The sequence below is a fragment of the Bartonella sp. CL434QHHD genome (genome assembly GCF_042195145.1).
GTDB lineage: Bacteria > Pseudomonadota > Alphaproteobacteria > Rhizobiales > Rhizobiaceae > Bartonella.
In genome coordinates this window covers 50540-64077 of sequence record NZ_JBHINT010000012.1, presented here as the reverse complement: position 1 = coordinate 64077, position 13538 = coordinate 50540, and the positions used below count along the sequence as shown (strand labels likewise).

At 41.4% G+C, this 13538-nt stretch carries 11 protein-coding genes; all 11 read left to right on the top strand.

The features are described from left to right. Positions 1-23: 23 nt before the first annotated feature. Positions 24-1475 carry a UDP-N-acetylmuramoyl-L-alanyl-D-glutamate--2,6-diaminopimelate ligase gene (locus ACFILN_RS02410; protein WP_375631181.1) on the top strand — a complete coding sequence of 484 codons (1452 nt, stop codon included), beginning with the start codon at positions 24-26 and terminating at the stop codon, positions 1473-1475. After that, positions 1472-2893, top strand: a complete 1422-nt coding sequence (gene murF / locus ACFILN_RS02405) for a UDP-N-acetylmuramoyl-tripeptide--D-alanyl-D-alanine ligase (protein WP_375631180.1) — start codon at positions 1472-1474, stop codon at positions 2891-2893. Before ACFILN_RS02410 ends, murF begins: the two co-directional genes overlap by 4 nt. A gap of 21 nt (positions 2894-2914) precedes the next feature. After that, on the top strand, positions 2915-3985 hold the full coding sequence (gene mraY, locus ACFILN_RS02400) for a phospho-N-acetylmuramoyl-pentapeptide-transferase (RefSeq protein WP_273790783.1): 1071 nt from the start codon (positions 2915-2917) through the stop codon (positions 3983-3985). Between the two features lie 4 nt (positions 3986-3989). After that, positions 3990-5384, top strand: a complete 1395-nt coding sequence (murD, locus tag ACFILN_RS02395; protein WP_375637657.1) for a UDP-N-acetylmuramoyl-L-alanine--D-glutamate ligase — start codon at positions 3990-3992, stop codon at positions 5382-5384. Between the two features lie 145 nt (positions 5385-5529). Continuing rightward, positions 5530-6684 (top strand): FtsW/RodA/SpoVE family cell cycle protein, encoded by a 1155-nt coding sequence (locus tag ACFILN_RS02390; RefSeq protein ID WP_273790781.1) that lies wholly within the window; start codon positions 5530-5532, stop codon positions 6682-6684. After that, entirely contained in the window at positions 6677-7813 is a 1137-nt protein-coding gene (gene murG, locus ACFILN_RS02385; RefSeq protein WP_273790780.1) for an undecaprenyldiphospho-muramoylpentapeptide beta-N-acetylglucosaminyltransferase, read from the top strand. The genes ACFILN_RS02390 and murG overlap by 8 nt, the downstream gene beginning before the upstream one ends. Continuing rightward, positions 7797-9224, top strand: coding sequence for a UDP-N-acetylmuramate--L-alanine ligase (gene murC, locus ACFILN_RS02380; RefSeq protein WP_273790779.1), 1428 nt, complete (start codon positions 7797-7799; stop codon positions 9222-9224). The genes murG and murC overlap by 17 nt, the downstream gene beginning before the upstream one ends. Then, entirely contained in the window at positions 9202-10179 is a 978-nt protein-coding gene (gene murB / locus ACFILN_RS02375) for a UDP-N-acetylmuramate dehydrogenase (protein WP_273790778.1), read from the top strand. The genes murC and murB overlap by 23 nt, the downstream gene beginning before the upstream one ends. A gap of 238 nt (positions 10180-10417) precedes the next feature. Then, on the top strand, positions 10418-11338 hold the full coding sequence (locus tag ACFILN_RS02370; protein ID WP_375660019.1) for a D-alanine--D-alanine ligase: 921 nt from the start codon (positions 10418-10420) through the stop codon (positions 11336-11338). Beyond that, on the top strand, positions 11326-12237 hold the full coding sequence (locus ACFILN_RS02365) for a cell division protein FtsQ/DivIB (protein ID WP_273790776.1): 912 nt from the start codon (positions 11326-11328) through the stop codon (positions 12235-12237). Before ACFILN_RS02370 ends, ACFILN_RS02365 begins: the two co-directional genes overlap by 13 nt. Next, positions 12234-13535, top strand: a complete 1302-nt coding sequence (gene ftsA, locus ACFILN_RS02360) for a cell division protein FtsA (protein WP_273790775.1) — start codon at positions 12234-12236, stop codon at positions 13533-13535. Before ACFILN_RS02365 ends, ftsA begins: the two co-directional genes overlap by 4 nt. The last annotated feature ends 3 nt before the right edge of the window (positions 13536-13538 follow it).

Sequence of the window (13538 nt, the reverse complement as noted above, 5' to 3'; positions counted from 1 at the left end):
AATGAATATAAAGGTGCGTTATCATGTTGTTGGGAACAGTTTTTACAGAATGCGTTGAAGATGAAAGTCTTTCTTCAATAGAAATAACAGGAATAAGTGCGGATTCTCGACAAGTTTTGCCAGGCTATGTTTTTGTTGCTGTTCAAGGAAAAAAAAGTGATGGAAGACACTATATAGATGATGCGATAAAGCGTGGTGCACGAGCAATCGTTACAGATTGTCATGCTGTTCTTGAGGATTTATCTGTTCCCATTTTACGTGTTTCTAATGTTCGTCATAGTTTAGCGTTGGCAGCTGCACGTTTTTACGGTTCTCAGCCTGAAACGGTCGTTGCTGTGACTGGTACAAGTGGTAAAACATCTGTTGTCTCTTTTCTTCGGCAAATTTGGACTTATGTTGGATTTTGTGCTGCGAGTATAGGAACGGTTGGTGTTGTTTCTCCTAAACGGAATGTTTATGGTTCTCTCACAACACCTGATCCGGTCGTCTTGCACCGTCTTCTTTATGAAATTTCTCATGAAGGTGTGACACATGCAGCTCTTGAAGCTTCTTCGCATGGGCTTGATCAAGGGCGACTTGATGGAGTCCGTTTAACGGCTGGTGCCTTCACCAATTTAGGGCGAGATCACATGGATTATCACACGGGGGTAGAGGATTATTTGCGGGCTAAAATGAGGTTATTTGATACACTTTTGCCTGTATCTGCTCCTGCTTTGATTTTTGCTGATGATGTCTATTCACAAAAGGTTATTGATGTTGTCACACAAGCGCGTCGCCGTGTTTTGACAATTGGTCGTAAGGGGCAATTTATCACGATTAATCGTGTTGAACATCAACGCTCAAAACAGTGTATTGAGTGTCGTGTGGAAAACAATATTTATACATTTGTTTTGCCTTTAGCTGGAGATTTTCAGGTAGCCAATGCGCTTATGGCAGCGGGGTTAGCAATTGCAACGGGTGCTTCACCTCGTAAGGTTTTTTCTGCGCTTGAAACTTTGCAGGGGGCACCTGGGCGATTAGAGTTTGTGGGAAAGACAGAAAATAATGCGCTTGTTTATATTGATTATGCCCATAAACCAGAAGCTTTGGAGCAGGTTTTGCTTTCTGTTCGTCCCTTTACGCAAGGGCGCTTGATCGTTGTTTTTGGTTGTGGAGGAGATCGTGATCAAGGAAAAAGACCTTTGATGGGAAAAATTGCGGCGGATAAAGCGGACATTGTTATTGTAACGGATGATAATCCTCGCACAGAAATGCCAGAAAAAATACGCAAGGATATTTTACAGGCGGTGCCAACAGCAATAGAGATAGCAGATCGTGGTGAGGCTATTTCTTACGCGGTGGAGCTTTTGAAAGTTGGTGACACATTAATCATTGCTGGAAAAGGTCATGAGGATGGCCAAATTATAGGGCAGACAACTTATCCTTTTTCAGATCGTCTGAAAGCGATAGAAGCTTTAGAGGACCGAAAGAAATGACAGCTTTATGGGATAAGCAAGCACTTGTTGCTGCAATTAATGGTGTTGTAATGGGAAGCATGCCAGAAACTTTTTCTGGGGTTTCCATTGATAGCCGTACTCTTGCGGAAGGGGATGTTTTTTTCTGCATTAAGGGGCATCATCTTGATGGTCATGATTTTGCTGCGCAAGCTTATGAACGAGGTGCAGGCGTTCTTATCGTTGCGGAACACCGTTTGAGGGATATGAAAAAGATATCGGCTCCACTCATTGTCGTTCCTGATGTTTTGCAAGCCTTAGAACAACTTGCACAAGCTGCACGCAAACGTTCAAGAGCTAAGATTATCGCGGTAACAGGATCAGTGGGAAAAACAACGACAAAAGAAGCTTTGAAACAAGCTCTTGCAACTGCTGGGAATGTTCATGCGAATCTCGCTTCTTTAAACAATTGCTGGGGGGTTCCACTCACTTTAGCGCGGATGCCTATGGAGAGTGATTATGGTATCTTTGAAATTGGTATGAATCATAGAGATGAAATTCGCCCTCTGGTCAAACTGGTTTGTCCGCATGTTGCTCTCATTACGCATATTTGTGCAGGACATATGGGTTTTTTCAAAGATCTTGAAGAAATAGCAAAGGCAAAAGCTGAAATTTTTGAAGGATTAGATGAAAAAGGAATTGCCATTTTAAATGCGGATAGTGATTTTTTTTCTTATCTCGTTCAAAAAGCAAAGAAATGCGGTGTAAAGAAGATCTTAAGCTTTGGTGAGACTAAAGATGCTGATTATCAAGCGCGAGGTATACGTCTTCTAACTGATAGTACTTCTATGATTGTGCGTATTGGGGGGCGGGATAGGGAGGTTCAAATTGGTGCTCCAGGACGCCATATTGTGCAAAATAGTTTAGGGGTTATTGCTGCTTGTGATGCTATGGGGGTTGAGTTAGAGCCTGTTTTTCTTTCTTTTCGCCATTTTTCTTCTCAAAAGGGGCGAGGTGTTCGTTATCAATTGTCTTTATCAAATGGGGGTGAATTTTATCTCATTGATGAAAGCTATAATGCAAATCCTGCTTCTATGCGTGCTGCACTTGAGCTTCTTGCTACAGGACCTGTAGGGAAAGAGGGGCGGCGAATTGCTATTTTAGGGGATATGCTAGAATTAGGGGAGTATAGTGAAAAGCTTCATCGTGATTTAATAAAACCAATACGTCTTTCCGGTGCTAATCCGGTTTTTCTATTTGGTGAGGCGATGAAATCTTTAGTCAGTGATTTGTCTACTGGTGTTAAGGTTCATTATGCTGAAAATATTGAGAAAATTTTACCGCTTCTTTTAGCAGAAATTTCTTCTGGGGATCTGCTTATGGTTAAATCATCCAATAGCCTTTGTTCATCAAATATTGTGACTGCATTGCTTGATCGCTATAAAGCGGTTTCTTCATAGTTTTAAGAGGTTTTTTGTACAATGATGCTGTTTTTTTCTTCGTTTAGTGATTGGCTTCCAGGTGTGAATGTATTTCGTTATATTACTTTTCGCACGATAGCGGCTATGCTTACTTCGGGACTTATCGTCTTTTTGTTTGGACCTAGCATCATTGCTTCTCTTAAATTGCGGCAGGGTAAGGGACAACCGATTCGTGCTGATGGTCCTCAAACACATTTTAAAAAGGCTGGAACACCTACAATGGGTGGATTGATGATTTTAACCGGCATTGTGGTATCGGCATTTTTGTGGTGTAATTTATCGAATATTTACTTTTGGGTATCGCTATTGGTTATGCTTTCTTTTGGGGCAATTGGATTTTATGACGATTATCTTAAGGTCACAAAACAAACAGACAAAGGATTTTCTGGGAAAGCACGGTTAAGCTTAGAGTTTTGTGTTGCCGCAATTGCGGCTTTTGTTATTCTGAAAATTGGCTCATCTGGATTCGCTTTGCCTTTTTTAAAAGATTATCTTATCAATTTGGGCTGGTTTTTTATTCCTTTTTCTGCGTTTGTCATTGTCGCGACGGGTAATGCGGTTAATTTAACGGATGGACTCGATGGGCTTGCTATTGTTCCTGTGATGGTTGCAGCTTTATCTTTTGCTCTGATTGCTTATCTTTCTGGTAATATGAATTTTGCTGATTATCTCCAAATCCATTATGTATCGGGTACAGGTGAATTGGCTGTTTTATTGGGAGCTGTTGTTGGGGCAGGGCTTGGTTTTTTATGGTTTAATGCACCACCTGCAGCTATTTTTATGGGAGATACTGGTTCATTGGCTCTTGGAGGACTCTTAGGGACTGTTGCGGTTGCTACGAAACACGAAATTGTTTTGGTTCTTATTGGTGGGCTTTTTGTTGTGGAAGCTTTTTCGGTCGTTATTCAGGTTGGTTATTTCAAATTAACAAGAAAACGCGTGTTTCTTATGGCACCGATACATCACCATTTTGAGAAAAAAGGCTGGACTGAAAGCCAAGTCGTGATACGCTTTTGGATTATTTCGATTGTTCTCGCTCTCATAGGTCTTTCAACACTTAAATTGCGGTGAGAATGTGATTTCTGTTGCGTGTTATAAAGGTCAAAAAGTTGCTCTGTTTGGATTGGGACAGTCTGGACTAGCAACGGCACAAGCATTGATGTGTGGTGGTGCAGAAGTGGTGGCGTGGGATGATAGTCCTTCAAGCGTGCAAATGGCTTTTCGGCACAATATTCCAACACGAGATCTCCGTTATGAAGATTGGTCAGAATTTGTTGCATTGATTGTAGCTCCTGGAGTTCCTTTAAGTTATCCTCAACCCCATTGGGTTGTTGAAAAAGCACGAAAAAAAAATATAGAAATTATCGGTGATATTGAATTATTTGTTCGGGCGCGCCATCAATTTTTACAGCATTATGGTTTTTGTGACAAAGACGTTCCTTTCATTGCGATTACGGGGACGAATGGGAAGTCAACCACAACATCTTTACTTGCGCATTTGTTGGAAAAAATGGGCTATGATGTGCAGATGGGGGGAAATATTGGAAAGGCAATATTGACGCTTAAGCCCTTTGTTAAAAAACGTATCTATGTGATTGAATGTTCATCATTTCAAATTGATCTTACTCCCTCTCTTCAGCCGACCATTGGACTTTTATTAAATCTCACACCTGATCATATTGATCGACATGGAAGTTTTGCCTGTTATGTGCAAACCAAAAGGCATCTGATTGCTCAGGCTTCTCAGGCTTTTATTTCAGTTGATGATGCAGCTTGCCGGGTTTTATATCAACAGTTACTTCATGAGGGGAAGCAAATTGAGGCAATTTCCAAGGATCATTTTGTTGAAAATGGTTTTTATGCAGATGGGACCAAGCTCTTTTCTGTTCGTCAAGGACAGCGTCATATGCTTGCAGATCTTGCTCCTATGGCGGTGTTACGTGGGAGGCATAATGCGCAAAATGCCCTTATGGCATTAGCAACGTTGCAGGCTTTAAAAATAACCGATCCTTCTATGGACAAGCATTTAGCAAGTTATAAAGGGTTGGATCATCGTATGCAACAGGTGCGTAAAATGGGGGCGGTTTTGTTTATCAATGACAGCAAGGCGACTAATGCAGATGCAACAGCTCCTGCGCTTTCCACCTTTAATGATATTTTTTGGATTGTTGGGGGACAGGCAAAAAAGGGAGGAATAGAGTCTCTTAGAGAATTTTTTCCTAAAATTCGTAAAGCCTATTTGATTGGGAGCGCGGCGGAAGAATTTGCTCGCACTATTGGATCTTCTTTTCCCTTTTCTATGAGCTTAACTTTGAAAAATGCGGTGCGTGAAGCAGCTGTTGACGCAATAGGCTGTAAGGCAAAAGAGGTGACGGTTCTTTTGTCACCTGCTTGTGCAAGTTATGACCAATTTAAAAATTATGAAATGCGAGGCGAAGCATTTGTCTCTTTTGTGATGCAGTTACAATAAAAAAAGCATCAATTATAAAAAATATTTTTGCGTTAAGACTCCAGAATCTTTTTTTGTGTAATTTAGTTTTTAAAGTGTTTGTTAAACAGGCTGGGAACTCATATCACTTTGAGACAATTTATAAAATGGATAAGGTGTGTATATCATGGTGACGCGTGCAGATAGAGATCCAATTGCTAATTGGTGGTGGACGATTGATCGCTCTATCTTTGCAGCTTGTTTAATTTTAATGGGAATTGGCATTATGCTGTCTTTTGCTGCCAGCCCCATTATTACAAAAAAAATCGGAATTGCTGATAGTTTTTATTTTGTTCGGTGGCATATTATTTTCAGCATTTTAGCATTTTTTACGATGGTTACCATTTCTTTTTTTTCGCTTTCTAATATTCGTCGTTTATGTGCTCTTTTGCTCATTGTAACGCTTGCTCTTATGGTTGCAACCTTATTTTTTGGTCCAGAGTTAAAGGGAGCACGGCGATGGATTCAGCTATTTGGTTTTTCTGTACAGGCTTCAGAGTTTATGAAGCCAGCTTTTGTGGTTATGTCCGCTTGGCTTTTTTCGGAACAGATACGCAAGAGGGGAATTCTAGGTTATACGTTAGCGATTGTACTTTATGGCATTTGTTGTGTGCTTCTGGTTTTGCAGCCTGATATTGGACAAACAGTTTTAATAAGTGCAACATGGGGGGGGCTGTTTTTTATTGCTGGTGTACCTCTTACTATTATTTTTCTCTTTCTCATTTTAGGCGTTGTAGGAATTATTTTAGCTTATTTTTTTCTGCATCATGTGCGCGAGCGGATCAATGGTTTTTTGACAGGTGAAGGAGATACTTTTCAAGTGGATGTAGGACGTGAGGCTATTTTGAATGGTGGTTGGTTTGGGCAAGGTCCTGGGGAGGGAACAGTAAAACGTATCATTCCTGATAGCCATACAGATTTTGTATTTTCCGTTGCTGCTGAAGAATATGGTATTATTCTTTGTTTATTAATTATGATGCTGTTTGGCTTTATCGTTATGCGTTCATTGTATATAGCCATGAATACACGTGATTCCTTTATACGTCTTGGTATTACTGGCATAGCAATGATGATTGGCTTTCAATCAGCTATTAATATGGCCGTTAATCTTCACTTAATTCCTCCAAAAGGCATGACATTGCCTTTTATTTCTTACGGTGGTTCTTCGATGGTGGCGATTGCGTTTTCAATGGGCATTTTGCTTAGTTTAACACGTCGTTGGCCAGAAGCACGCCTTTCAGCTTTTTCTTCCTCTTCTGTCTTGGATACCCCTTATGAATGATAAAAAAGTTATTGTTTTGGTGGCTGGTGGTACAGGTGGACATCTTTTTCCTGCTGAAGCCCTTTCTGTTGAATTAAGGAAGCGTGGATATGATGTTCATTTAATAACAGATGAAAGAGCACGACCTTTTGTTCGGTGCTTTGATGAAGAGCATATTCATATCGTTTCATCGGCAACGTTTATACGACGTCATCCTTTTGCTCTGATAAAGACGTTTTGGTCTTTGCTAAGGGGAATGGGGCAATCGTTGGCGTTGTTTTATAAATTACGTCCTGTTCTTGTTGGAGGATTTGGGGGGTATCCGAGCTTTCCTCCTCTTTTTATTGCGGCTTTAACGAGGCGTGTGACATTTATTCATGAACAAAATGCTGTTATGGGGCGTGCCAATCGGGTGTTGGCAATTTTTGTGCGTGCAATCGCTGGTGGTTTGTTGTCGCCAAATGGCGCTTATGCTCATAAAATACTTTTGACGGGGAATCCTGTCCGTGAGGCTGTGTTGAAGGCGGCCAAAATCCCTTATCATTCTTCAGAGGGGGAAAAGCCATTTAATTTTTTGATTTTTGGAGGTAGCCAAGGGGCTTCTGCTTTTTCACATATTGTTCCAGAAGCGATTGCTTTATTCGATGATAAGAACCGTAAACGTTTACGAATTGTACAGCAAGTCCGCGGTGAAGCAGGAGGGTTGATCAAAATCTACCGTGATATGGGCGTACAAGCAGAGGTTGCTCCTTTTTTTGATGATATGGCTGAACGTATGGCACATGCTCATTTTATTTTGTCGCGCGCTGGGGCTTCGTCCGTTTGTGAGATAGCGGTGATTGGTAGACCTGCTTTGCTTGTTCCCTATCCCCATGCTTTAGATCATGATCAGGCTGCCAATGCAGCTCTGCTTGCTCGTGTAGGTGGTGCGCAAATTGTATCAGAAAAAGATTTGAATGCACAAAAGCTTTTTTCTCTTTTAATGCACGCTTGTTGTGCACCCCATTTATTGGAAAAACAAGCGCTTGCTGCAAAAAAAGTTGGGCAACCTCATGCAACCCGTTGCCTTGCTGATATGGCTGAATCCTTAATTGCAGGGCGATTGTTGTCAGATATAAAAGAGGAGCTTTTTAATGAAAATGCCACTTGATATAGGCGTTATCCATTTTATCGGAATCGGGGGGATCGGTATGAGTGGAATTGCGGAGGTTTTTTATAATCTTGGCTATAAAGTTCAAGGGTCAGATCAAGTTGAAAGTGCAAATGTTGAACGTTTGCGGAAAAAGGGAATTAACGTTCATATAGGTCATTGTGCTGAAAACTTAGGGAATGCAGAGGTTGTTGTTTTTTCTACTGCCGTTAAAAAAACAAATCCTGAGTATATTGCTGCAAAGGAAAGACATTTACCGCTTGTTAGACGTGCAGAAATGCTGGCGGAGCTGATGCGGTTTCGGCGTGCAATTGCGGTGGGCGGTACACATGGTAAAACAACAACCACATCAATGGTTGCAGCCCTTCTTGATGCTGGTCATTTTGATCCAGTGGTGATTAATGGCGGTATTATTAATGCTTATGGTACGAATTCTCGTACAGGAGATGGCGATTGGATGATTGTTGAAGCTGATGAAAGTGATGGTACATTTTTAAAGCTGCCTGCTGATATTGCTGTTATTACTAATATTGACGCTGAGCATTTGGATCATTATGGAAGTTTTGATGCTGTGCGTGAGGCTTTTCGGCAATTCGTAGAAAATGTTCCCTTTTATGGTTTTGCTGTTTTGTGCCTTGATCATCCAGAGGTTCAGTCATTGGCGGGCCGTATTGATGATCGTTGGGTGATCACTTATGGTGCAAATCCACAAGCAGATGTTCGTTTTCTTAATCTTTCGATGGATGGTCAAAAAACGCATTTTGATGTTCTTGTTCGCTCACGCAAAACAGGAAGAAAGATTGAGTTGAAAAATATGCTTTTGCCTATGGCAGGGCAGCATAATGTTGCCAATGCAACGGCGGCGATTGCTATTGCGCATGAACTTGGCATTTCAAATGAAGCTATAAAAAGGGGCTTAGCAGAATTTGGCGGAGTAAAACGGCGTTTTACGCGAACAGGAAGTTGGCGTGGCATTGAAATATTTGATGATTATGGACATCATCCTGTCGAAATAAAGGCTGTTTTGCGTGCTGCACGTGAGAGTGCAAAAGGGCGTGTTATTGCGATTGCACAACCCCATCGGTATTCACGGTTGTATCATTTATTTGATGATTTTGCTGCTTGTTTTAATGATGCAGATACAGTGTTGATTACGCCCGTTTATGCGGCTGGTGAAGAGCCTATTGTAGGATTTGGTTCTCAAGAATTGGTAGAGCATATTAAAATGGCGGGTCATCGTGATGTGCGCTTGATACATGGTTTGGAAGATGTTGTGTCTCTTGTCTCAAAATTTGCTCAGGCAGAGGATTATGTTGTTTTTCTTGGTGCTGGCAATATCACACAATGGGCTTGTGCGTTGCCTCATCAGTTAGCGGTATTGGATGGTCATGATAAATTTTCAGCACATTGATGGTGAGGCGCTATTGGCGCAATTGCAACCATTGTTGGGTGGCGTGAGAGGAAAACTTACACCTAATGTTGAGATGCGTAAGGTAACGTGGTTTCGCACGGGCGGATTGGCAGAGCTTTTTTATCAGCCTGTTGATGAAGAAGATTTGGCTCTCTTTCTTCAAAATTTGCCTGAATTTGTTCCTGTAACAATTGTCGGTATCGGTTCTAATCTTCTGGTGCGTGATGGGGGGGTTCCTGGTGTTGTGATTCGTCTTTCGCCAAAAAGTTTTGGGCAAGTGAAGCAGGTTTCTCCAAAAGGCTTTTTAGTTGGTGCTGGTGCGGCGGATAAACATTTAGCTGCTGCCGCTTTAGAAGCTGAGATTGCAGGTTTTCATTTTTATCATGGTATTCCTGGAGGTCTTGGAGGAGCTCTCAAAATGAACGCTGGTGCGAATGGTGTTGAAACCGCAGCGCGTGTTGTCGAGGTCTATGCGCTGGATCGTAAAGGGCAACGTCATATCTTGAGTGTGAAAGATATGCATTATTCCTATCGCCATTGTGATGTTCCTAAAGATTTTATTTTTACGGCTGCTTTATTGGAAGGAAAACTCGGCAATAAAGATGATATTCGTGCTGCTATGGATGAAGTTGCCCTCCACAGAGAAACAGTGCAACCTATTCGTGAAAAAACAGGGGGGTCAACTTTCAAAAATCCTGGGAATGGATCTGCGTGGCGCGTGATTGATGAAGCAGGGTGTCGTGGTTTACGGATTGGTGGCGCTCAAATGAGTGAAATGCACTGTAATTTTATGATTAATACAGGGCAAGCAACAGGATATGATCTTGAAGCATTGGGAGAAACAGTGCGTGCACGTGTTTTTGCAAATTCAGCCCACCTTTTACAATGGGAAATAGAGCGTATTGGTCAATTTGAGCGTGGTCGAAGTGTTTCTCCTTTTGATCCATTTCATTGATTTATTGTTCACTAAAAAAGTGAAAATAAAAAATTGAGTCATTTCAAAGAGATAATAAAAAATTTCTATTAAGAATCAATAAATTAACAAAGAATCTCTTGCATCAGGCTTTTGAGTCTGATTCATTATGCAAAATGCTAGGTTATTGATTCGCAAGGATAAACTTTGTTTTTCCTGTATATGGTGCTGATGTATTCTATATAGACTACATATAGTATGCGAAAGAGGGTGATTTATTATGAAAGATAAACATATAGCTGTGTTAATGGGAGGTTTTTCTTCTGAGCGGTCTGTAAGTTTATCTTCAGGGGCGGCTTGTGCTGATGTTCTAGAGGTACAGGGGTATCGCGTGAGCCGCGTGGATGTTGATGCTCGTATTGCTTCTGTTCTTGAACAGTTGCAGCCCGATATTGCCTTCAATGCATTGCATGGTCCATTTGGTGAAGATGGCCGGATTCAGGGGATTCTTGAATATTTAAAAATTCCTTATACTCATTCTGGCGTGATGGCATCTGCTTTGGCAATGGATAAGGGACGTGCAAAAATTATCGTTGCAAATGTTGGGGTTTGTGTTGCTCCTTCTCGTATCATGAGCCGCTTTGCTTTGGGCCGAACGCATCCCATGGAGCCTCCTTATGTAATTAAACCTGTGTGTGAAGGATCAAGTTTTGGTGTTGTCATTGTCCAAGGAAATGAAGCTGTACCGCCGCATAATATTGGGGGAGCTGAGTGGGGATATGCCGATGAGGTGATGATTGAAAAATATATTCCTGGTCGTGAATTGACTTGTGCTGTTTTGGGGAATGAAGTGCTGGATGTGTGTGAAATTCTTCCCGATAAAAACTTTCCATTCTACGATTATGACTCAAAATATAAAACGGGTGGTTCTCTTCACATTTGTCCTGCACAACTTTCACTAAATATTTACCAAAGTGTGCAAAGAATGTCTTTAGCAGCCCATCAGGCGATAGGGTGTCGAGGTGTTAGCCGTTCTGATTTTCGTTTTGATGAAAAAACGGGAGAGTTGATTTGGCTTGAAATTAATACGCAACCCGGTATGACATCGACGTCTCTTCTTCCTGATATTGCAAAAGCGAGCGGCCGTACTTACGGCGATATTGTTCAATGGATGGTGGAGGACGCATCATGTATGCGTTGAATGTTAGTAAAACAAATGTTCCGATGGAGGTGCTTTCAGTGCCGGCTTTGCCACGTCTTTATCGTCGTTTTCTTCGGTTTATGTTTGAGTTTGTTTTTGTTAATATTCATATTCCACGCCATTTTGGCTCTTTTGCTGTTGTATGGTTTTTCTTTGTTACGGCTTTTTATGGACTTTCATCAAGTGGTCAGATGGCTGTGATCGTAAACACGATCATATTGGATAGTAGTTTTGTGGTCACTCATGTTGATATAAGCGGTAATAAGCGCTTGGCAAAGCAGGATATTTTTAAAATTTTAAAACTTGATGTTGCGCCTTCTATATTCACTTTTGATGTTGAAAGAGCGCGTTCTCTTTTGGAAAAACAGGCTTGGGTGCAATCGGCTAATGTTCAGAAAATTTATCCTAATAAAATGCGCATTTCCATCGTGGAGCGTGAACCTTATGCCATTTGGCAACATGATGGCATAATGGATATTGTTGATAATACAGGTCGTGTCATTGTGCCTTTTAAAGGGGAAATTGTTCGGGATTTACCTCTTGTGGTTGGGCAGGGGGCACAAAATGCTGCTAAAGTGTTTATTCAAGCGCTGTCAGTCTATCCGGAAGTATATGATCGTATTCGTGCTTTTGTGCGGGTAGGTGATCGACGTTGGGATCTTGTTTTGAATAATGGAATGCGCGTTATGTTGCCTGAAAATGGTGCTCTTGAAAGGCTTTCTTCTCTTTTTTCGTCCGGTACAATGCAAGATCTTTTGTCTCGCGATATTCTCAGTGTTGATTTACGTCTTGCTGATCGAATTACTGTTTCTTTATCAGATGAAACGTTGGAGCGTTATCATGCTACTGTAGCAGAAGAAGAACGTATTTTAAAAGCGCGAAAGGCAGGAAGCCTATGATGCTACTCAGATCACATCATTTGAAGGGGCGTAAAACACGTTTTTTAACGGTACTTGATGTCGGTTCAAGTAAGATTGTTTGTCTTATTGCTTGTTTGCGTCCTTTGAAGCATGCACACTATTTACATGGTCGTACACATTCTACGGAAATTCTAGGCTTTGGAGTGCAGCGTTCACGTGGTATTAAATCCGGTGTTGTCATGGATATGTTTGCAGCAGAACAATCAATAAGATTGGCTGTTGATGCGGCAGAAAAAATGGCGGGTTTGGTGGTGGATTCAGTGATTGTGAATTTTTCCTCAAGTCGATTACAAAGTGCTTTGATTAATGGAAAGGTCCATTTGAATGGTCGTGAAGTCACCAAGCGTGATATGCGTATGGCCTTTTCAGATGTTTCGCGTAAAGCCTTTGATGCTGAACGTCATGTTATGCACTCAGTTCCAGTTTCTTATGTATTGGATGGAGATAAAGGAATTTTTGATCCTATTGGCATGGCAGGGGAAACATTTGGTGTCGACGTGCATGTGGTAACAGCAGAAACAGCCTCTTTGCGTAATTTAGAAACTTGTATTAATCGTGCACATTTGAGTGTTGAAGCAATGGTTGCTACTCCCTTTGCAAGTGGTCTTGCTGTCTTGATGAATGATGAGGCGCATTTAGGGGCTGCATGTATTGATTTTGGTGGTGGAACAACAACATTTTCAGTGTTTTTTGAAGGAAAATTTATTCATGCGGATGCTCTTGCTGTTGGGGGGCATCATGTCACTCTTGATGTTGCGCGCGGATTTTCTATGTCTTTAACAGAGGCGGAACGTTTAAAAGTTGTTTATGGTTCAGCACTTTTAACAAGTGCTGATGAGCGGCAAATGATTAATGTAGCAGAAATTGGGAGTGAACAGCGGGAAACTCAATATCCTCGCGCGGTTCTTGGGCGTATCATTCGTGCGCGTGTTGAAGAAATTTTAGAAATGGTCCGTGATTGTTTAAATCGTTCTGGTTTTGGTCACATCATTGGTAAACGTGTTATTTTGACGGGGGGAGCAAGCCAGTTAACAGGATTGCCAGAAATGGCACGTACTATATTAGGAAGAAATGTTCGTATCGGGCGGCCTTTAGGTATTTCGAGGCTTCCTTCTCTTGCAAAAGGGGCGGCGTTTACATCTGCTGTTGGGTTGTTAATTTATCCGCAATTGGTGGGTTTTGAAGAAAAAACAATGCAGGCGGCAGGAAATCATTTATCGATGGGCACGCGTGGGTATTTTCAGCGTGTTGGTGAGTGGTTGCGTGAGAGTTTTTAGTTA